Origin of the sequence: Pseudomonas putida (assembly GCF_028682635.1) — a bacterium.
Taxonomy (GTDB): Bacteria; Pseudomonadota; Gammaproteobacteria; order Pseudomonadales; family Pseudomonadaceae; genus Aquipseudomonas; species Aquipseudomonas putida_AE.
Map to the genome: position 1 here is coordinate 1 of NZ_JANHLK010000042.1, position 20,979 is coordinate 20,979.

Here is a 20,979-nt window from a genome sequence, read left to right on the forward strand (position 1 = left end):
CCGTTATGCTGACTTCGCTGGCCCAGCACCTACGGGGAAAGACAAAGAGCCCTTCGAAATCATTCTTTGTCGCTACCGTAGTTCATGATCGACAACAACCGGATCGGCACCTGCACCAGCTCCTCCGGCCCATGGGGAATTTCCCCTTCGAAGGTCAGGCTGTCCCCGGCCTCCATGCGATACAGCTGATTGCCATGGCGATAAATCAGCTCACCTTCCAGCAAATGCAAAAACTCCGTCCCCGGGTGGGAGAAGGTCGGAAACTCTTCACTGGCGTCATCCATGCTCACCATGTAGGCCTCGAAACTCTTCTTCGGGCCACGGGTGTGATTGAGCAGATGGTAGGTATGACCTTTCTCGGTCCCGCGGCGAACCACCTCCATCCCCTGATCAGCCTTGACTAATAGTGCGCTGCCATCCTGCTGGTCGTACTCGCTGAACAGTTTCGACAGCGGCAGGCCCAGCACGTCACACAGACGGCTGAGGGTGTCGAGGCTGGTGGAGACCTGGGCGTTTTCAATCTTGCTCAACATGCCCTGGCTGATATCGGCAATCTTGGCCACATCGGCCAGCTTCAGGTCCTGGGCCTGGCGCTGGCGCTTGATCTGCAAACCCAGGTATTGCTCAAGCTTGAGGCGCGGGGCGGTTTCGGTCGGCATAGTCATCGGATCCTGCACACTTTCCGTTCAGTAATATTAGTTTCGCACTGGGAAAGTGCAAATCGCGGCGTCCGGGCGCGCATATACCGATCAATATTCCCATGGGGAAAAGAATTTTCCCATATAAACAGCACAGATAACGCTTTTCACGAGTCACTCGCGAAGCTGGCAAGGGCCTTGCATTCCTATTGGGAAACAAACTTTCTTTTCAGGAATAAAGAGAAAGTCAGGGCCAACCCACAACTGATTTGCCTTTCGCGAGGAGTGACGAGCAATGTTGCCAGCAGAGACACAGCGCATTATCGACAAGCACGGGATCAAGTACGTGCTTGCGCAGTTTGTCGATATCCATGGCGCGGCCAAGACCAAATCGGTGCCGATCTGTGGGCTCAAGACGGTGGCCGAAGAGGGCGCCGGTTTTGCCGGGTTCGCGATCAGTGGCATGGGCATGGAGCCCCACGGTCCCGACTTCATGGCCCGCGGCGACCTGTCCACGCTGACACCGGTGCCCTGGCAGCCGGGGTATGGCCGGGTGGTGTGCGTCGGTCACGTCGATGGCAAACCCCATCCCTATGACAGCCGTTACGTGTTGCAGCAGCAGATCCGCCGTCTGGAGGACAAGGGATGGACCCTCAATACCGGCCTGGAGCCGGAGTTCAACCTGATGCGTCGCGACGAGCAGGGCAAGCTGCAACTGGTCGACCTCAGCGACAACCTGGACAAGCCTTGCTACGACTACAAAGGCCTGTCGCGCTCCCGGGTGTTCCTCGAGCGCCTGACCGAAGCCTTGCAGGCGGTGGATTTCGAGGTCTATCAAATCGATCACGAAGACGCCAACGGCCAGTTCGAGATCAACTACACCTACAGCGATGCCATGACCTCGGCGGATCGCTTCACCTTCTTTCGCATGGCCGCCGGCGAGATCGCCAATGACTTGGGCATGATCTGTTCGTTCATGCCCAAGCCCGACCCGAAACGCGCCGGCAATGGCATGCACTTTCACCTGTCGATCAGCAGCGCCGAGAACAAGAACCTGTTCCATGACGCCAGCGACCCGAGCGGCATGGGCCTGTCGAAAATGGCCTATCACTTCGCTGCCGGCTTGCTGGCTCATGGGCCGGCGCTGTGTGCCTTCGCCGCCCCCACGGTGAACTCCTACAAACGCCTGGTGGTGGGCAATTCGTTGTCCGGCGCGACCTGGGCACCGGCGTTCATCGCCTTTGGTGCCAACAACCGCTCGGCAATGGTCCGGGTGCCTTATGGCCGCCTGGAATTTCGCCTGCCGGACGCCGGTTGCAATCCCTATCTGGTCAGCGCCGCGATCATCGCCGCGGGCCTGGACGGCATCGACCGCCAGCTGGAAATCGATCACGTCTGCAACGAAAACCTCTACAGCCTGAGCCTGGAGCAGATCGCCGCCCGCGGCATCAAGACCCTGCCGCAGTCGCTCAAGGAAGCCTGCGATGCGCTGGAGGCCGACCCGTTGTTCGCCGAAGTGCTGGGCCCGCAGATCGTCGGCGAGTTCATCAAGCTCAAGCGCATGGAGTGGGTGGAGTACAGCCGCCATGTGAGTGACTGGGAAATCGCGCGCTATACGGAGTTTTTCTGAGGTTGCTGGGCGGCAGCTACGAGTTGCAAGCGTCGAGCCGCAAGTAACAGCGGGTTGGCGGCGTGTCACGAATATTTCTATCTATGCGGATTGCTTGCAGCTCAAAGCTTGCAGCTCCCGAACGAAGTGAGGACTGTTCTAATGTGCGGAATCGTAGGTCTTTACCTGAAAAACCCGCAGCTGGAATCCCGGCTGGGCCAGCTTTTCGAACCGATGTTGCAGGCCATGACCGACCGTGGCCCGGACAGTGCCGGCTTCGCCATCTATGGCGATGAAGTGGCCGATGGCTGGGTCAAGCTGACCCTGCAGGCCACCAGCGAAAGCTTCGACTGGAGCGCCCTGATGGGTGCACTGGAAGGCCGGCTTGGTTGCTCGCTGGACTGGTTTCAGAACGCCAGCGCCGCCGTCTTGAAGATCAACGCCGAGGAGGCGCCAGTACGCCTGGCCCTCGCCGAACTGGCGCCGGGCGTGCGCATCATGAGCGCCGGGCAAAGCATCGAGATCCTCAAGGGCATGGGCTTGCCCCAGGAGATTTCCCAGCGCTTTGGCCTGGCCGGCATGCAGGGCAGCCACATCATCGGCCACACCCGCATGGCCACTGAAAGCGCGGTGACCATGGAAGGCAGCCACCCGTTTTCCACCGGCGCCGACCTGTGCCTGGTGCACAACGGCTCGCTGTCCAACCACTTCCGCCTGCGCCAGGAACTCAAGCGTGAGGGCATCAAGTTCGAAACCGACAACGACACCGAAGTGGCCGCCGGTTACCTGACCTGGCGCCTGCAGCAGGGCGACTCGTTGAAAGAGGCGCTGGACCATGCACTGGAGGATCTCGACGGTTTCTTCACCTTCGCCATCGGCACCCGCAACGGCTTTGCGGTGATCCGCGACCCGATCGCCTGCAAGCCGGCGATCCTCGCCGAGACTGACGACTACGTGGCCATGGCCTCGGAGTATCAGGCGCTGTCGAGCCTGCCGGGCATTGAAAACGCCAGGATCTGGGAGCCGGCACCGGCCACCTTGTACATCTGGGAACGCGAGTCAGCTTAAGGAGCGCACACATGAAAACCATCGATCTTTCCATCGCCAGCGTGCGCGACCTCAATCAGGCGCTGCATGACCAGGTGCACAACGTAGAAGACCGCGAATGGGTGGTGACCCACTCCAACGGCAAGCACAACCTCGCCGTTGGCGTGAACCAGGCCGTGTCCATCGATATCCAGGGGCATGCCGGTTACTACTGCGCGGGCATGAACCAGAAAGCCAGCATCACCGTTCACGGCAACGCCGGCGTCGGTGTCGCGGAAAACATGATGTCCGGCTGCGTGCGCATCAAGGGCAGTGCGTCCCAGGCCGCTGGCGCCACCGCCCATGGCGGTTTGCTGGTGATCGAAGGCGATGCCGGGGCCCGTTGCGGGATTTCCATGAAGGGCATCGACATCGTGGTCGGCGGCAGCATTGGTCACATGAGTTGCTTCATGGGCCAGGCCGGGCGCCTGGTGGTGTGCGGCGATGCCGGTGATGCGCTGGGCGATTCGCTGTACGAAACCCACATCTACGTGAAGGGCAGCGTCGCGTCCCTGGGCTCCGATTGCATCGAGAAAGAGATGCGCGCCGAGCACCTGGAGGAACTGCAGGTGCTGCTCAACCGCGCCGGTTTTGAGCACAAGGCGGCTGACTTCAAGCGCTATGGCTCGGCCCGTCAGTTGTACAACTTCAAAGTCGATAACGCGTCCGCGTACTGATCCACGCGAGGAGAATAGATATGAGCGAGAAAAATACTCCGGTGCTGCGCGAGTCCGCGACCTTCGACCGCCTGACCATCCAGGAAATCCAGCGCGCCGCCGAGACTGGCATCTATGACATTCGCGGCGGCGGCACCAAGCGCAAGGTCCCGCACTTCGATGATTTGCTGTTGCTCGGCGCCAGCGTGTCGCGCTATCCGCTGGAAGGCTATCGGGAAAAGTGCGGCACCGATGTGATCCTCGGCAACCGCTTCGCCAAGAAGCCGATCCACCTGAAGATCCCGGTGACCATCGCCGGCATGAGTTTCGGTGCGTTATCGGCCAATGCCAAGGAAGCCCTGGGCCGCGGCGCGACCATCGCCGGTACCAGCACCACCACCGGTGACGGCGGCATGACCCCGGAAGAGCGCGGGCAGTCGCAGCACCTGGTCTATCAGTACCTGCCGTCGCGCTACGGCATGAACCCGGATGACCTGCGCAAGGCCGACGCCATCGAAATCGTCCTGGGGCAGGGCGCCAAACCCGGTGGCGGCGGCATGTTGCTGGGCATGAAAGTCACCGAGCGGGTGGCCGGCATGCGCACCTTGCCGATCGGTGTCGACCAGCGCAGCGCCTGCCGTCACCCGGACTGGACCGGCCCGGATGACCTGGCGATCAAGATCGCCGAGCTGCGCGAAATCACTGATTGGGAAAAACCGATCTACGTGAAGATCGGCGCGAGCCGGCCGTACTACGACGTCAAGCTGGCGGTGAAGGCCGGGGCCGACGTGATTGTGCTCGATGGCATGCAAGGGGGCACGGCGGCGACCCAGGAAGTGTTTATCGAACACGTGGGCATCCCGATTTTGCCGGCCATCCCGCAAGCGGTACAGGCTTTGCAAGAGATGGGCATGCACCGCAAGGTCCAGCTGATCGTTTCGGGGGGGATTCGCAACGGAGCCGACGTGGCCAAAGCCATGGCGCTGGGCGCGGACGCGGTGGCGATTGGCACGGCGGCACTGATTGCGCTGGGCGACAACCACCCGCGCCTGGATGAAGAACTGCACAAGATTGGTTCAGCCGCCGGTTTTTATGACGACTGGCAGAACGGCCGCGACCCGGCCGGGATCACCACCCAGGACCCGGAGCTGTCCAAGCGCCTGGACCCGGTGGAAGGCGGTCGCCGACTGGCCAATTATTTGCGGGTGTTGGTGCTGGAGGCACAGACCATGGCCCGGGCGTGCGGCAAGTCGCATTTGCACAACCTGGATCCGGAGGACCTGGTGGCGTTGACGGTGGAATCGGCGGCCATGGCACGGGTGCCGCTGGCGGGGACCAGCTGGATTCCGGGTTCGGGGTACTGATACCTGCTTCTGTAGGAGCCCGGCTTGCCGGCGAAGGCGCCCGAAAGATCGCCATCGTCTGTAGGAGCCCGGCTTGCCGGCGAAGGCGCCCGAAAGATCGCCATCGCCGGCAAGCCGGGCTCCTACAAGGACGTATACGCATCAGATATTCGAAGAGGCCATCAAGGCCCATTGTTTTGCTACTTGCTCGCTGCCCGACACTTCCGATTTCCATTGCAGGAGCTTCGAACATGGTCAATCGTCTTCTCGGCAAATCCCTTCTGGGCCTGGTGGCGGCCGGTGCGCTGGTGCCCCTGGCGCAGGCCGCCGATGCACCAACATTGAACACCGGCAGCACCGCCTGGATGGTCACCGCCACGGTCTTGGTGCTGTTCATGTGCCTGCCCGGTCTCGCCCTGTTTTATGGCGGACTGGTGCGGGCGAAAAACATGTTGTCGTTGTTCACCCAGTGTTTCGGCATCGCCGGACTGGTGGGGGTCCTGTGGGTGATCTACGGCTACAGCATGGTGGTCGACTCCACGGGCATGGTCGAGGGCGAGGTGAGCTTCAACAGTTTTGTCGGCGGCCTGAGCCGGGCGTTTCTCGCCGGAATGACCCCGGAAAGCCTGGTCGGCGAGATCCCGGAAGGGGTGTTCGTGACCTTCCAGATGACCTTCGCCATCATCACCCCGGCGCTGATCGCCGGTGCCTTCGCCGAACGCATGAAATTCTCCGCGGCGCTGTTGTTCATGGCGCTGTGGTTCACCCTGGTGTACGCCCCGGTGGCGCATATGGTCTGGGGTGGTGCGGGGGCCTTGATGCATAACTGGGGTGTCCTCGATTTCGCCGGTGGCACCGCCGTGCACATCAATGCCGGTGTCGCCGCGCTGGCCGCCTGCCTGATCCTGGGCAAGCGCAAGGGCTATGAAAATACGCCTATGCCGGCGCACAACCTGAGCCTGACCATGGCCGGTGCCGCCATGCTCTGGGTCGGCTGGTTCGGTTTCAACATCGGTTCCGGTGGCGGCCTCAGCGGCACGTCCGGCGTGGTCATGCTCAACACCCAACTGGGCGCGTGCGCCGGGATCCTGGGCTGGATGTTCACCGAGTGGTTCAAGGTCGGCAAACCAAGTGCGCTGGGCCTGGCCAGCGGCGCCCTGGCCGGTCTGGTGGGGATTACGCCGGCGTGCGCCTATGTGGGCGTGGGCGGTGCCTTGGCCATCGGTCTGTTGTGCGGGGTGTTCTGCTACCTGAGCGTCACCGTGCTCAAGCGTCGCTTCGGTTATGACGACAGCCTGGATGTATTCGGGCTTCACGGCATCGGCGGGATGATCGGCGCGGTATTGACCGGCGTGTTCTGCGTACCGTCCCTGGGCGGGCTGGTAGAAGGCGTGACCATGGGCGGTCAGGTGCTGGCGCAAGTGAAGGGTGTGTTGATGACCACGGTGTATTGCTTCGCCATCAGCTGGATCATTCTCAAGGTGATCAACGCGGTGATCGGCTTGCGCGCCGATGACTCGGTGGAGGAGATGGGCCTGGATCTGGCCGAGCACAACGAGCGTGCCTATAACCACTGATCGACGAGAACCCTGTAACCCTGTAGGAGCGAGCTTGCTCGCGATGGTCTCAAAGGCGCCGCGTGTAACCTGAAAACACGCGTCTTCGTTAACGACCATCGCGAGCAAGCTCGCTCCTACATGTACACGTACGTCAGATGAAGGCTGGTTCCGCCTGACGAATTCCCACCGCCCGCTGCAACTGGCTGGCGATCAGGGTGTTCTTCAGCAGATAGGCAATGGTCATCGGCCCGACCCCACCGGGCACCGGCGTGATGGCGCTGGCGACCGTGCGCGCACTGGCGTAGTCGACATCGCCGACCAGTCGATTGCCCGACTCGCTGCTGATGCGATTGATCCCCACATCGATCACCACCGCCCCGGGCTTGAGCCAGCTCGCATCGATCAGCCCTGGACGACCCACCGCCGCCACCACTATGTCTGCCAGCCTGCACAATGCCGGCGCATCGACGCTGCGCGAGTGCACCACACTGACCGAGCAGTCGGCCTGCAACAACAGCGTCGCCATGGGCTTGCCGACAATGTTCGAACGACCGATGACCACGGCGTGCTTGCCACTCAAGTCGCCGCAGGTTTCGTGCAGCAGGCGCATGCAGCCGCTTGGAGTGCAGGGGGTCAGCACTTCGATGCCCTGGACCAGGCCACCGACGTTTTCCCGATGAAACCCGTCCACGTCCTTGATCGGATCGATGGCATGGATCACCGCCGCTTCATCGATGTGGGCCGGCAACGGCAATTGCACCAGGATCCCGTTCACCGTGACGTCGGCGTTCAGTTGCGCGATCAGGTCCAGCACCTCGGCCTGACTGGCGTTTTCCGCCAGGCGGTACTCCAGTGAACGGATGCCGACCTCCCTGGCCCGCAGCAGCTTGTTGCGTACATACACCTCACTGGCCGGGTCCTCACCCACCAGCAGCACGGCCAGGGCCGGGAAGATCTGTTGTCGGGCCAGGACCTCGACCTCTTCTCGAACCTCGTCGAGAACCAGGGCCGAGATGGCTTTGCCGTCGATATCGCGGGCAGGTGCGGGGGTGGCGTTGAGCAAAATAGTCACCGTTGTCTTGATTGAGTGGGAGATGAAGCGATCACCGAGGCGCCGTTGCGCCCCGATGATGGATCAGAGACCTGCGGGCAAGGACGCTCAGGCTACCAGTTGATGGCAGCCATACACCACCAGCACGCCCGCGATCAGCGTGGCATAGGGCAACCAGCCGGCGCGTTTCAGGCCGGCATCGGCCTGTACGTGCAGCTCGTTGAGCATGGCTTGCGGGAAGCGCCCCTTGTCCTGCACGTAGTGGCGATAGCAGAACACCGGCAGGATCAATAGCGCCAGCAGCAGGCCCGTCACCAGGGTTCCGGCACCCCAGATATCGGCGCCCAGGCCCATGCAGGCCAGGTTGACGAAACTCAGTACACCACCGGCCGCCAGCAGCACGGTGGGCGCCTTGTAGGGGCGGACCCAATCCGGGCGATCCAGGCGATGGATCCAGCCGGCGTTGAGGTTGAGGAAGTTGAAGATGATGTAGCTGACGTTCGACGCCGCGAGCACGAAGACATAGTCGGACATCAGCAACAGCAACAGGTTGAACGACAGGTCGGTCCACATGGCGGCGGTGGGTGCACCATGTTCGTTGGTGCGGCCCAGGTATTTCGGCAGCCAGCCATCCACCGACGCCTGGTACAGGGTGCGCGAGGACCCGGACATCGAAGTCATGATCGCCAGCAAGGTGGCAAGGACCAGCATGATCAACACGATGTTGGCCACCACCTTGCCGCCGCCGATGCTGTCCGCCATGACCTGGCCAACGCCCATGCCACTGTAGATCGCCGGCGACAACAGACCGCTGTAGACCGCGGGTGTGATCACCGCGCCGCTGCTATCGAGCACCGCCGGTGTCACCAACTGACCTAGACCCAGGCTGCCTTGAAACGCCAGGGGCACGAGGGTGAATACCAGGATGCACAGCAGGCCGGCATAGAAGATCGCCTTGAAGGTGTCGCGTTTGGGATCCTTGAATTCGCGCGTATAACACACCGCCGTTTCGAAACCGTAGGTCGACCACGCGGCCATGAACAACCCGCCGGCCATCAGCGACCAACCGGACATATCCCAAGGCCCGTCGATGACCTGGCCGGCCGCATCATGGGCCAGGGGGTACAGCGGCAGGAAGTTGGCCTGGGCCGCGTCACCGGTGAACAACGGCACGACGCCCACCAGCAGCAACGGAATCAGCGACGTCACACCGAGCACCAGGGTCAGGCGTGCCGAGCGCAGGATGCCGCCATGCTGCACGGCAAACACCGTCAGCAGGATCAACAGGCCGATGGCGAAGGTCGCATTGACCCGTAGCGACAGGCCGCTCTTGATCCAGCCCAGGTCGAGCAAGGTCAGTTGCCAGGTATTGATCAATGCATCGGCGGGAAACAGCGCGGTGAGGATGTAGCCGGCCGCCAGCCCGGAACCGATCGACAGCACCGGCGACCAGGCCAGCCAGTTGCACCAGACCGACACCGGCGCGATCAGCTTGCTGTAGCGCACCCAGGCCACTGCACCGTAGACCGAGGCGCCCCCGGACTTGTGCGGGAACAGCCCGGCAATTTCGGCATAGGTGAAGGCCTGGATGAAGCCGAACACAATTGACACGATCCAGACGATCCAGGCCGGTTTGCCGACCGTGGCGGCGATGGCGCCGATAGAGAACAGCACCAGGGCGGGCACGCCACTGGCGACCCAGAAAGCCCCGCGCCAATCGATCTTGCGGTGCAGGCTGCCCACCGAACCGGCGGCCTGCGGTACGGCCTCGAACGTAGTCGCTTCCATCTTCGTATTCCCATGTCTTGAGTAGAGCGGCCCGTAGGAGCGAGCTTGCTCGCGATGGACTTGAGAACGCCGCGTTAAACCAGTAAACACGCGTTATCGTTAACGACCATCGCGAGCGAGCTCGCACCTACAGGTGCGTGTATGGGCAGCAAACAATGAATGTGAAGTCGATCAACTGCGTACCCGGCTCTTGTCCGGGTCGTAGAAAATCGCTGCGCTGACCGTGGCGCTGATGCGCTTCTGCAGGCCATCGACTTTGCCGATTTCCAGTTCCGTGCCCGCGTCGGCACAGGCCACATCGACCCGGCACAAGGCGATGTTGCTGGCCAGCAGCGGCGAGCGACAGGCACTGGTGATGACGCCGACCCGGGCCCGGCCGCGGTAGACCGGGTCGCCGTGGTGGGCCGCTTCGTTACCGTTCAATTGCAGGCCCACCAGCTTGTGGGCGGGATGGGCGCTGCGGCGCAGCAGGGCGTCGCGTCCGATGAAGTCATCGGTCTTGCTTTTCAGCGGTACGCAAAAACCGATACCCGCTTCGAATGGATCGGTCTGGTCGCTGAACTCGTAGCCGGCAAACACCAGCCCGGCTTCAATGCGCAGCATGTCCAGCGCTTCCAGGCCCAGCGGCACCATGCCCAAGGGTTGGCCGAGCGCCCAGATCCGGTCCCAGACCTTTTCGGCATCATTGGGGTGGCACCAGACTTCATAACCCAGTTCGCCGGTGTAGCCGGTGCGGGAAATCATCAGGGGGCAGCCGTCGTAATCGTCCAGCCGGCCGACCAGGAAACGGAACCAGCCCAGGGTTTCCAGGCTCGGCTGGGTCGGCGCAGTCCAGACCATTTGTTTGAGCAGATCGCGGCTCATCGGGCCTTGCACGGCCAGGTTATGAATCTGCTCACTGGCGGATTTGATCCAGACCTTCATGCCCAGCTTCTGCGCCTGCTCGCGCAGCCAGACTCCGGCGTAGTCCTCGCCGCAGATCCAGCGGAAGTTATCCGGGCCCAGGCGCAGCAAGGTGCCGTCGTCGAGCATGCCGCCATGCTCGTGACACATCGCCGAGTACACCACTTGCCCCACCGCCAGGCGCCGCACGTCGCGGGTCAGGCAGTACTGCAGCAAGGCTTCGGCGTCGGGGCCGATGATCTCGAACTTGCGCAGGGCGGTCAGGTCCATCACCGCCACCCGTTCGCGGCAACCCAGGTATTCCTCGATGGCGCCATAGCCGTCATAACGCAGGGGCAGCCACCAGTTGCGGTAGTCGACGAAGCTGCGGGTCAGGGCGCTGGTTCGTGAATGGAAGGCCGATTCACGGGTGAGGATCGGGTCGGCATCGGCCGTGGTTCGAGTGCTCATGGCGATGGAAAAACGCTCCTTTTCGCTGTAGATACGGACATGGATATCGGTCGGGTTCCAGCCATTGGCCGGGTCGATGTCATCCGGGCACGAAGTACTGCCGCACAACAGATCGGTCATGGCCCGCAGCAGCACATAGTCGCCGGGGCGTGACCAGGGTTCGTCGAGCGTCATCTGCTGGTGCGCGTCGATCCCGGTATTGAAGAAAAAGTTGATCGCCGGCCAGCCGTTGCGCGGCTTGACACCGTGGGGCGCCATCACCCGGCTGAGGTTGTCGCTGCAGTTGTCGTGCCCGAAATAGCCGTGGCTCTCGTAGTAGCGAGCGGCGCAGGCCAGGGCGAAGGAGTCGTGGCGGCCGACGGTGTCGTGCACCACCTCGAGCATCGGCTGCATTCGCGGGTCGAAAAACTTCGAAAACAGCCCCGGTGCCGGATAAGCGCTGCCGTTCAAGGTGCGGGTAACGGTCTGGTCCAGGTCCAGTTCCTCACCGCGATCCAGCGCGCGCCGATCCAGGGCGACGAAGTCCGAGCACTGGCGTCCGGCGACATCCAGCACTTGCACGTACTGGCCCTTGCCGACCCTGTAGCTGTGAGCAGTGCCGGGGCTCAGGGTGAACTCGTCCAGCAGTTCACCCAGGGGTTCCGGGAGGGCGGGCAGCAACAGGGACGAGGGATTGGCCCGGGTCACCCACAATCTCAGTTCGCTGGGCCGGTATTGCCGGTCGACCGAGGTCGGCCCGGCGGGGGCGGCGACGATCACCAGCACCTCAGCGCAGGCCACGAAATGCCTGCTGTGGCCGGCGGGGCTGTCGTCGTCCCACAGGGAGGCGGCGGCAGGCAGCTGTTGTGGGTCGACACCGCGCCGCACCAGCGCCTGTTTCACCCGGCGAGCCTGCGCGCTCCCGTCGACCAGGCGTGAAGCGATCAACCGGCAGCTTGGCGAACCGCTCAGCGCCCAATCGCCGAGCGCGCTGCGGCCGTTGATGGTCAACGCCAGCAACTCGCAGGGCTGTTGGCCTTCGAGGTCGATCACTTGCAGGCTGTCGCCGGGCTGCAGGGCGACCAGGGTCAGGCCACCGGCCGCCACCCGGTAGCGCTCAAGGTCAGGGGCGCGGGCAAAGAGCCCGGGCTCCCGGGGTCGCGAAAAACGAGGTGCTTGCATGACAGGCTCCAGGGTCAGCCGACCGACTTGATGGCGGCGGGCGGTTCACCGAGGTACGCCGCCATGGAGTCGTCCAGGGCCTGCAACCACGGGGTGTGGTGGGGCGGCGACTGGGTGCCGGTCATCAGCGAGCGGTAGGACTTGTCGCGATAACCCATGATGTTTTGCGCCTTGTCATGCTTCCAGTGCAGGAAGGTCTGGTTGACCGCGGCGATGTCGAAGTCGGGGTAGTCGGTGGCATCCACCAGGTGCTGGATGTAGGCGCCCTGGTACTCGAACATCTGCTGGTTGGTTTGCAGCGTCTGTTCCCGTTCATGCCATTGCCGGCTGTCGGCGATCATTTCGGCCTGGCCTGGCAGTTCGATGCGCCCCAGGATGACATCGCGGGCGTACCAGGCCTGGGCATCGAACATGTTGAAGGAGTACCACTGATCCTGCATGCCGAGGTAGATCAGCCGCGGGTTGGCTTCCCAGAACACGCCTTTGTAGAGGTTCATCGGCCACAGGCGGTTGTCGGTCTTGAGGCTCAGTTCGTCCGGCAGGAACGGGAAGTGATGCTTGTAACCGGTGCACAGAATGACCGCGTCGATATGCTTGCTGCTGCCATCGATGAACCAGGCGCGGTTGTTTTCCAGGCGTTGCAGCAGCGGTTTCTCTTCCCAGTTGTCCGGCCAGTTATAGCCCATGGGCGCGGTGCGGTAGCAGCTGGTGATGCTGCGGGCGCCGTACTTGTAGCATTGCGAACCGATGTCTTCGGCGGAATAGCTGCTGCCGACGATCAACAGGTCCTTGCCCTTGAACTCCAGCGCCTCACGGAAATCGTGGGCGTGCAGGATGCGCCCGGCGAACTGTTCGAAGCCTTCGAAGTACGGCACCTTGGGTGTGGAGAAGTGGCCGCAGGCGTTGATCACGTAGTCGAACTGTTCGCAGGTCAGCGTATCGCTGTTGTAGTCGTGGGCGTGCAGGGTGAAGCGCTGGCTTTGCTCATCGAACGTGACCTGGCGCACCACGTTGTTGAAGCGGATGTAGTCACGTACGCCAGCCTTTTCCACCCGGCCCTTGATGTAGTCCCACAGCACTTCGCGTGGCGGGTAGGAGCCGATGGCGCGGCCGAAATGCTCTTCGAAGGTGTAGTCGGCGAACTCCAGGCATTCCTTGGGGCCGTTCGACCACAGGTAGCGGTACATGCTGCCGTGCACCGGTTCACCATTCTCGTCCAGGCCGGTGCGCCAGGTGTAGTTCCACATGCCGCCCCAGTCGCTCTGCTTTTCGAAGCAGACCAGTTCGGGGATGTCGGCGCCCTTGTCGCGGGCCGACTGGAAAGCGCGAAGTTGCGCCAGGCCGCAAGGTCCGGCGCCGATGATTGCCACGCGTAAAGTCATGATCGTGCCTCGTAATGGCTCTTGGGATAAAGGGCAGGCGCGCTCAGCGAAAGATCACTGTCTTGTCCTGGTTGATGAACACCCGGTGTTCCAGGTGGTATTTGAGGGCTTTGGACAGGGCCACGGTTTCGGTATCGCGGCCGATGGCGACCAGGGAGTCGGGCAGATGGGTGTGATCGACCCGCTGGATTTCCTGCTCGATGATCGGTCCCTCGTCGAGGTCGCTGGTGACGTAGTGCGCCGTGGCCCCGATCAGCTTCACGCCTCGGTCGTAGGCCTGGTGATACGGCTTGGCCCCCTTGAAGCCCGGCAGGAACGAGTGATGGATATTGATGGCGCGACCGGACAGCTGTTGGCACAGTCCATCGGAGAGGATCTGCATGTAGCGGGCAAGGACCACGAGGTCGGTGCGGGTATCCTCGACGATGCGCATCAACTCGGCTTCTTGACTGGCCTTGGTGTCCTTGGTGATGGGCAGGTAGATGAAACGAATGCCTTCGCGTTCGGCCATGGCCCGCAGATCCAGATGGTTGGAGACCACTGCCGTGATGGTCATGTCCATTTCGCCTTTGCGGTGGCGATACAGCAGGTCGGTCAGGCAGTGGTCGAATTTGCTGACCATCAGCAACACCCGGGTCGGCTGGCTGGTGCAGAAGAGTTGCCACTGCATGTCGAAGCCGCTGGCCATGTCGCCCAGGTCTTCGCGCAGGGCACCGACATCGCCGGTGATGCCGGCGTTGAAGCGAAACACCGCGCGCATGAAAAACTGCCCGGTGAATTCGTCGTCGAATTGTGCGAGCTCGCTGATGTAGCAGTGTTGCGCCGCCAGGCAGGTGGTGATGGCGGCGACGATGCCGGAGGCTGCCGGGCAACTGATCTTGAGAATGTAGTGTTCGGGGGTATCCATCATGGGCTCCTTGATGAAATGAAAATGACGGCTCAGCCCTTGGCCGTGCGCTTGGTTTTTTCCGGGTCGTCGAAGGGCAGGGCATGGGTTACCGCCGCGCTGTCCTGGCTGCCGCGAACCTGCAGGGCAATACCTGGAACGGAGCAGGCAACGTTCATGCGGGCGATGGCCATGGAACGCTTGCTCAGGCGTGAATACATGCCACAGGTGATCACCCCGACTTGTTTGTCGCCTTGCCAGAGGGTGTCGCCGGCCTCGGCAGGGCGGACGCCTTCGAGCAGTACGCCGGTGATCTTGAAACGCTCCTGGCCGCGCAGTCGAAAGTGTTCTTCGGCACCGCGGAAATCGCGTTTGTCCGGGGAGACGGTGAAGTCCAGACCCATTTCCCACAGGGTGTCGCCCGCCTTCTGGTCGGCGAAGGGGTACATCTGCGAGTTGTCGTAGGGAAAGAACATCAACGAGCTTTCCACCCGCAACCAGTCCAGCGCGGTGAAGGCGCAGGGGATGATGCCCAGGCCCGCACCCTGTTCGAGAATCGAGTCCCACAGCGCCGGGGCATCGGCCGCCTTGCAAAAGATCTCGTAGCCTCGCTCGCCGGTGTAGCCGGTCCGGGAGATCATTACCGGGCGGTCGAACAGGCGGGTCTGCAAGTGATGGAAGTAGGGCAGCTGACGAATACCGGGGACGTGCTCGGCGAGAAAGTCCACTGCCAATGGCCCTTGCAGCGAGAGGTCGTGCAAGTCGTCGTCGAACAACACCGCCACTTGCCGGCCCTGGGATGAGCGCACCAGCATTTCGTGGCCGCTGCCGGCGCCATGCACCACCATGAACGCGTTGGGTCCGGTGCGGTAGACGATGCAGTCATCGACGAACTTGCCGTCCTCGTCGAGCATCGAGGCGTACACCGATTTGCCCGGGTAGAGCTTGGCGATGTCACGGGTGGTGGCCCACTGCAACAGGCTTTCGGCGTGGGGGCCGACGTAGTGGACTTTCTTCAACCCGGACACATCCATCAACCCGGCCCGGGTGCGGATCGCCTGATGATGATCGGCCAGTTCACTGCTGTAGGTCCAGGCAGTGCCCATGCCGTTCCAGTCTTCCAGGTTCGAGCCGAGTGCGCGGTGCCGTTCGGCCAGTGCAGAAATACGCCATGAGTGAGCCATGTGAGGATCCTTGTCGGGAGAAAGTGGTAAGGGGTCAGGCTTGCAGGTCGAAGCGGCTCAGCCACTGGACCAGGGTCTGTCGGTAGCGGCTCATGCCCTTGTAGTCGGCGATCGGCTCGGGCAGGTCGCGCAGGACGCGGTGCAGGCGGCAGCCCCAGCCGGGCTGAGTGACCAGCTCATCCATGCTGATCAGGTAGGTGCGGATGCTGAACATCACCGCGTTGCTGCGGGGCAAGCGGGCCATCACTTGCAGTTCGACCCGCAGATGCACTTGCTGCCCGACGTTGCCAGCCGTAATGCGCCCACGGTCGGCGCCCCATTCATGGAACGTCTCGGGTGAGGAGTCGAGGCGCGGATTGATGGTCAGCGTCCAGTTCAGGCGGCGAACCGGCTTCCCGACCTGCAAGGCCAGCAGGTACTTGAGTGCGCGGTCGAACACGCCCATCTGATGGGCCATGGGCACGGGCGAATGCCACTGCTTGAAACTCATGCCGGCGTCGAATGCCAGGGACCAGTCGGCTGGGCTTGTGACCATGCCGGCGTCCATGTACAGATCACCGTCGCGCTGGTCGAGCAGGGCGAAATCCCCCTGGACCTGGCGGGTGATGAACTCCAGCGGCTCGCAGGGCAGGCTCGCGGCATCGCCGAAGACAAAGTGCTGGTCGATGTCCAGCAGCTGATTGCGCCAATGCCAGTGCTCGCCCTGACGCTCCAGCACAAACCACTGCGGATAATCGGCGGCGAGCTGCTCCATGAGCATCTGCAGGGCATCCCACGCTGCCACTTGCATGTGCGGCATCACCAGGTAGCGGCGCGGGTCCTTGTCCAGTACCAGGGCGCGTTCGGCCATTTCCGAACGGTAGTGTTCGTCGATGTCGAAGCCGTGCTGGTAAATCGAACCAGGGTCCCGGGACGTGGCCGGTTCGATGTTCACCGAATACAGGTAGCTGTCCTCGGTGAACGGGAAGGGAAAGCGGCGGATGGCGGCGGGGCTGTTGCGAAAACTGAAGTCGTTGCGGTAGCTCAGCACCGGGCTGGATGGAATGGTCATGGTCGACTCCTAGAGGTCTAGCGAAACGCAGGGGCCGCGGCCGCGAGAGACGCAGGGCATGAGAAATTCGCCCTGCTCGGCGGGGCTGAGGAAGCTGTCGCGGTGTTCGATGTCGCCGCGCACATGGCGGGTCATGCATTGGCCGCAGACCCCGCCGCGACACAGGTTGGGCACCTGCAGGCCGGCGGACTCCAGCGCTTCGAGCAGACTCTGTTCAGCGCCGACCCGCAGGCGCTGCCCGCTGCGCAGCAGTTCCAGGTCAAAGGCTTGCCCAGGTTCTGCGGCCTTGAAGGCCTCCCAGTGCACCCGCATCGAAGGCCAGCCCAGGGCCTTGGCCTGTTGCCGGACTGCATCGAGCAAGGGTTGCGGGCCACAGGTATAGACATGGCTGCCCAGCGGGCGGTCGCGCAAGATGGTGTCCAGGTCCGGGCGGGCGCTGTAGGTGTGCAGTCGCGAGCCCAGCCGTTGTTGCAAGGGCTCGAGATAGGCATCGCTCAGGCCAGGGCGATACAGGTAATGCAGTTCGAAATCGGCCTGGCGTCGCTCCAGCTCGGCGATGTGCGCCATGAACGGCGTGATGCCGATGCCGCCGGCGATGAGGATGTGCAGGCGGGCGGGGGCGTGCAGGGCGAACAGGTTGGCCGGCGGCGATATCTGCAGGGTGTCACCCACCTGGACGTGTCGATGCAGGTACTGTGAGCCGCCGCGGGAGGCTTCCTGCAGGCGTACGGCGATGCGGTAGTGCTGGCGGTCCGCCGGGTCGCTGGTCAACGAATAGGCATTGCGCACCTGGCCGCTGCCCAGTGGCAGGTGCACCTGCACATGACTGCCGGCGGAGAATCCCGGCAGGGTGCCGCTGCAGGGTTCCAGGGTGAGTTCGCGCACCACCGGAGTTAGCATGTCGGCCTCGCTGACCCGGACCCTCAGCGAGACGCTCATGGCTGGACTCCGGCATAAGGTTGGTCGGGATCGCTGCAGACGCCGAGGTAAGCCCCCAGGCGTTGGGAAAAGTGCTGGCGCACCTCCAGCCCGACTTCACAGCGCTCGCAGGTCATCGCTGGCTGCGGCCCGCACGCCTGGGTCAGTCCGCAATGCACGCAATACACCTGGCGCGGGCCGACGGTGGCGTGGGTGATGTCGATCTCGTCGTCTTCCAGCCCGGCGGCGCGAGCCTGGGCATGGATGCGCCAGACGAATGCCTCGTCGCCCATGATGTACAGGTGACTGCCCACGGTGGCGCTGCCCAGTACCTGCTGCAGGCGCGCTTGGAAGTCGCTGTTCTGCTGGTTCAGCACCAGGGGCTGTTGCAAGTCGCCGACAAAGGACGCGCAGGCGGCCGCCGATTGCATGACCACGATATGGCGGGTGGCGGCTTCACGAGGCTGGGGCTGGCGATAGCGCGGCAGGCTGTGAAGTCGATCCGGGGCGGCGCTGTGTCTATCCGTCATGCTGGCTTTCCTGTTGATCCGCCCCTGTTTGCGGGGCGGGAAAGGTGGCGTTGCACAGGGCGTGTTGTTTCCTGCTGAGGAAGATAATTTCCTACGGGGAAAAATCTCTCAATCCAGAAAAAGCGCTATCTCTTTGGGGGTAGGCCGTGCACGGCGGCCATTCAGGGCATGGAAGTTGCTCGTCCTTGTTCACAGCCGAGCAAGCGGACGGGGAGTGATCGAGAAGTGCGAACACGAGTGCAGTGGTGGCCGCTCTGGTTGGGGCGTATCCGTCCCGAACAGGCGCGCAGCGTGCGCCAGCTGTTGGCCGGGTTGCCCTTGAGCCAGGTGCACGCTGACGGTGCCCTGGCGGTTTTTCTGGACCGTTTCGAAGCACTGTTGCCCGCTTGCCAGCTGAATCTGGTCCTGGCCGGTGTCGAGCCGACGCCGGCTCGGCGCGGCGTGATCGAGGGTTGCCAGGGCGTGCTGGACTGCCCACGGCGTGCCTCGGCAGCGAGTGAATCCGCCCAGGCCTGCGGCCCTTGTCGGCAACGGGGCGTGCATCGCCTGCTGTGTTCCGTACCCAACGGCGACCAACAGGGCAGCAGCGGCTGGTTGCTGCTCGATACGCCGCGCGCGGCCGGCGCGAGCTGGCGCCAGTTGCTGGAGGAGGCCGCGCAGGCCGTGGACGTCAGCGTGCGTCTGCTCTGTCACAGCCGTGAACAGCAGCGTCGGCAGGCGACTTTCCGGCACGGTGCACTGGCCCGTGAACTGCACGATTCGGTGGCGCAGCAGCTGGGTTATCTGTCGTTCCAGGCGAGTCTGCTGCAGTCGCAGCTGGGCGCGCCTGCGCAGGCGGCTGCGGTGTTGCAGGAGCTGCGCGGCGGCTTGAGCCAGTTGCAGCGTCAGGTACGTGAATTGATCACCAGCGCCCGCCTGACCATGGACGGGCGTTCCCTGCGCCAGGCCCTGGCCGACTCGGTCGCGGAGTTCTCGCGGCGCTGCATCATCGTGTTCGAACTGGACAACCGCCTGGCCGACGATGCCCTGGGCGCGGAAACCGAATTGCAGGTACTGCAGATCATCCGCGAGGCGCTGGCCAACGCTGTACGCCATTCCCATGCACGGCATGTGCGCATCGAGTTGCGGCAAGACCAGGACGGCGCTGTGTCGGTGTCGGTGGAGGATGACGGCATCGGCTTGAGCCCGGCGTCCGGGGAGGACAACCATTTCGGCCTGGCGATCATCCGCGAGCGGGCCGCGAGCATTGGTGCGCGCCTGGCCATCGAGGCCATCCGCCCGCACGGGGTACGCGTACACCTTGGCCTTTGCCGTCACCAGGATTTGCCTGAGGGGAGTTTCGATGGACTGCACGACCTTGTTACTGATCGATGATCACCCGTTGTTTCGCAAGGGCCTGGCCCAGCTGTTCGGTGCCAGCGACGACTTTGAAGTGGTGGGCCAGGCCGCCAGTGGCCGCGAAGGCATCAATCTGGCCGTGAGCCTGGCGCCGCAACAGGTCCTGCTTGACCTGCACATGCCCGGCTTGAGCGGCTTGCAGGTCCTCGATGAGCTGCGCCAGTTGCGCCTCGACTGTCAGGTGGTGGTGCTCACCGCGTCGATGGATCGCGCCGAACTGCTGATGGCCCTGCGCCTGGGGGCCAGTGGTTATGTGCTCAAGGAAACCGAGCCCGATGCACTGCTGGACTACATGCGCAATTGCAACCGGGGCGCGATCGTCCTGGATTCGACCCTGATTGCCCTGCTGGCCGACCAGGACGCGCCGACGCCCCGGCCCGGGCACGATCTTGAGCACGCCGATACCCATAACCTGACCGAGCGCGAAGGCCAGACGCTGGCCTTGATCGCCGCCGGCATGAGCAATAAGCAGATCGGCCGGGAACTGGGGATCAGCGACGGCACGGTGAAGATCTATGTGAAGAATCTCTTGCAGAAGCTCAGTCTGCACTCGCGCCTGGAGCTGGCGGCCTGGGTGCATAACGGCGCATCGGTGAGACATGAGGAGCGCCATTAGATGATCGATCACCCCGAGGCAATCGTCCCAACAGCGCCTGTGCAGCGGATGGATCACTTCCCGGCGGCGTTGCTTGAACTGGCCGATGACGGTCGCATCGTCCACTTCAACCTGGCGTGGGTCGAGCTGATGGATCGACCCCAGGGCGAGCGTTACCTGATTGACCATGTGCACCACGAAGACCGATCGATGTGGCGCCAGGCGCTGCATGAATTGCGGCGGCGGCCCGAGACTTCGTTCAACCAGCGTCTGCGTTTCGTGCACCCCTCGGGGGAGTTGCGCTGGTTCGAGGTCAGTCTCAAGCGCGGTGACCAGGGGTTCTATCTGGTAGCGGGGGATATCACCGTGCACAAGCGGCGCGAGATTGCCTTGCTGGCCAGCCAGCGCAGTTGCATGAGTTTGCTCGACAGCATGCCGGGGCTGATCTACCGCGGCCGCAACAACCGGGACTGGACCATGGAGTTCGTCAGTGCCGGGTGCCTGCAACTGACCGGCTATCCCGCGGAGCGGCTGGTGGACAATCACGAATTCACCTACAACAGCCTGATCCTGGCGCAGGACGCCGATTATGTCTGGCGCGAAGTGCAATATGCCCTGTCACGGCGCGAGCCGTTCGAACTCAACTACCGGATTCGCTGCGCGGATCAATCGATCAAGCACGTCTGGGAGAAGGGGGTGGGGATCTACGCCGATACCCGAGAAGTGTTGGGTATCGAAGGGGCCATTTTCGAGCGCAACGCCGGGCACTGAGTCCGGCGTTGTGTTCTTGA

The 20,979-nt window shown here is 63.1% G+C and carries 18 protein-coding genes; 8 read left to right on the forward strand and 10 right to left on the reverse strand.

Annotated elements, in window-relative coordinates:
* Positions 1-59: 59 nt before the first annotated feature.
* Positions 60-665, reverse strand: coding sequence for a helix-turn-helix domain-containing protein (locus tag NPS56_RS29085; RefSeq protein WP_032831756.1), 606 nt, complete (start codon positions 663-665; stop codon positions 60-62).
* A gap of 268 nt (positions 666-933) precedes the next feature.
* Here NPS56_RS29085 and glnT point away from each other — a divergent pair, with 268 nt between their 5' ends.
* From glnT to NPS56_RS29110, 5 genes are all read left to right on the forward strand, one after another.
* A complete protein-coding gene (gene glnT / locus NPS56_RS29090; RefSeq protein WP_274077848.1) occupies positions 934-2,268 on the forward strand; it encodes a type III glutamate--ammonia ligase in 1,335 nt (444 codons plus the stop codon).
* A 141-nt stretch (positions 2,269-2,409) separates the two neighbouring features.
* On the forward strand, positions 2,410-3,315 hold the full coding sequence (locus NPS56_RS29095; RefSeq protein WP_274077849.1) for a class II glutamine amidotransferase: 906 nt from the start codon (positions 2,410-2,412) through the stop codon (positions 3,313-3,315).
* A gap of 11 nt (positions 3,316-3,326) precedes the next feature.
* A complete protein-coding gene (locus tag NPS56_RS29100; protein ID WP_046817537.1) occupies positions 3,327-4,010 on the forward strand; it encodes a protein glxC in 684 nt (227 codons plus the stop codon).
* Positions 4,011-4,030: 20 nt separating this feature from the next.
* Positions 4,031-5,353: an FMN-binding glutamate synthase family protein gene (locus NPS56_RS29105; protein WP_046817536.1), complete on the forward strand. Its 1,323-nt coding sequence runs from the start codon at positions 4,031-4,033 to the stop codon at positions 5,351-5,353.
* A gap of 230 nt (positions 5,354-5,583) precedes the next feature.
* Entirely contained in the window at positions 5,584-6,909 is a 1,326-nt protein-coding gene (locus NPS56_RS29110) for an ammonium transporter (protein WP_274077850.1), read from the forward strand.
* Between the two features lie 133 nt (positions 6,910-7,042).
* On the opposite strand, the gene folD is transcribed toward NPS56_RS29110, so the two are convergent.
* The 9 genes from folD to NPS56_RS29155 all read right to left on the reverse strand — a co-directional run bounded on the left by folD (position 7,043) and on the right by NPS56_RS29155 (position 18,195).
* On the reverse strand, positions 7,043-7,963 hold the full coding sequence (folD, locus tag NPS56_RS29115) for a bifunctional methylenetetrahydrofolate dehydrogenase/methenyltetrahydrofolate cyclohydrolase FolD (RefSeq protein ID WP_425313653.1): 921 nt from the start codon (positions 7,961-7,963) through the stop codon (positions 7,043-7,045).
* An 87-nt stretch (positions 7,964-8,050) separates the two neighbouring features.
* The gene (locus NPS56_RS29120) at positions 8,051-9,730 is read right to left on the reverse strand and encodes an APC family permease (protein ID WP_274077851.1); all 1,680 of its coding nucleotides are present in this window, start codon (positions 9,728-9,730) and stop codon (positions 8,051-8,053) included.
* A 171-nt stretch (positions 9,731-9,901) separates the two neighbouring features.
* Positions 9,902-12,244 carry a DUF1989 domain-containing protein gene (locus tag NPS56_RS29125; RefSeq protein WP_274077852.1) on the reverse strand — a complete coding sequence of 781 codons (2,343 nt, stop codon included), beginning with the start codon at positions 12,242-12,244 and terminating at the stop codon, positions 9,902-9,904.
* A gap of 14 nt (positions 12,245-12,258) precedes the next feature.
* Positions 12,259-13,626 (reverse strand): NAD(P)-binding domain-containing protein, encoded by a 1,368-nt coding sequence (locus tag NPS56_RS29130; protein WP_274077853.1) that lies wholly within the window; start codon positions 13,624-13,626, stop codon positions 12,259-12,261.
* 43 nt (positions 13,627-13,669) lie between these two features.
* On the reverse strand, positions 13,670-14,536 hold the full coding sequence (purU, locus tag NPS56_RS29135; RefSeq protein ID WP_274077854.1) for a formyltetrahydrofolate deformylase: 867 nt from the start codon (positions 14,534-14,536) through the stop codon (positions 13,670-13,672).
* A 29-nt stretch (positions 14,537-14,565) separates the two neighbouring features.
* Positions 14,566-15,696: an aminomethyltransferase family protein gene (locus tag NPS56_RS29140; RefSeq protein ID WP_274077855.1), complete on the reverse strand. Its 1,131-nt coding sequence runs from the start codon at positions 15,694-15,696 to the stop codon at positions 14,566-14,568.
* A gap of 34 nt (positions 15,697-15,730) precedes the next feature.
* A complete protein-coding gene (locus tag NPS56_RS29145; RefSeq protein WP_274077856.1) occupies positions 15,731-16,747 on the reverse strand; it encodes a heme-dependent oxidative N-demethylase family protein in 1,017 nt (338 codons plus the stop codon).
* 9 nt (positions 16,748-16,756) lie between these two features.
* Positions 16,757-17,686: a PDR/VanB family oxidoreductase gene (locus NPS56_RS29150; RefSeq protein WP_274077857.1), complete on the reverse strand. Its 930-nt coding sequence runs from the start codon at positions 17,684-17,686 to the stop codon at positions 16,757-16,759.
* Positions 17,683-18,195: a dimethylamine monooxygenase subunit DmmA family protein gene (locus NPS56_RS29155; protein WP_274077858.1), complete on the reverse strand. Its 513-nt coding sequence runs from the start codon at positions 18,193-18,195 to the stop codon at positions 17,683-17,685. The genes NPS56_RS29150 and NPS56_RS29155 overlap by 4 nt, the downstream gene beginning before the upstream one ends.
* Before the next feature lie 225 nt (positions 18,196-18,420).
* Here NPS56_RS29155 and NPS56_RS29160 point away from each other — a divergent pair, with 225 nt between their 5' ends.
* The 3 genes from NPS56_RS29160 to NPS56_RS29170 are packed head-to-tail and all read left to right on the forward strand — an operon-like array spanning position 18,421 to position 20,959.
* On the forward strand, positions 18,421-19,569 hold the full coding sequence (locus NPS56_RS29160; protein WP_274077859.1) for an ATP-binding protein: 1,149 nt from the start codon (positions 18,421-18,423) through the stop codon (positions 19,567-19,569).
* Positions 19,538-20,209, forward strand: coding sequence for a response regulator (locus tag NPS56_RS29165; protein ID WP_274077860.1), 672 nt, complete (start codon positions 19,538-19,540; stop codon positions 20,207-20,209). The genes NPS56_RS29160 and NPS56_RS29165 overlap by 32 nt, the downstream gene beginning before the upstream one ends.
* A complete protein-coding gene (locus NPS56_RS29170; protein ID WP_274077861.1) occupies positions 20,210-20,959 on the forward strand; it encodes a PAS domain-containing protein in 750 nt (249 codons plus the stop codon).
* The last annotated feature ends 20 nt before the right edge of the window (positions 20,960-20,979 follow it).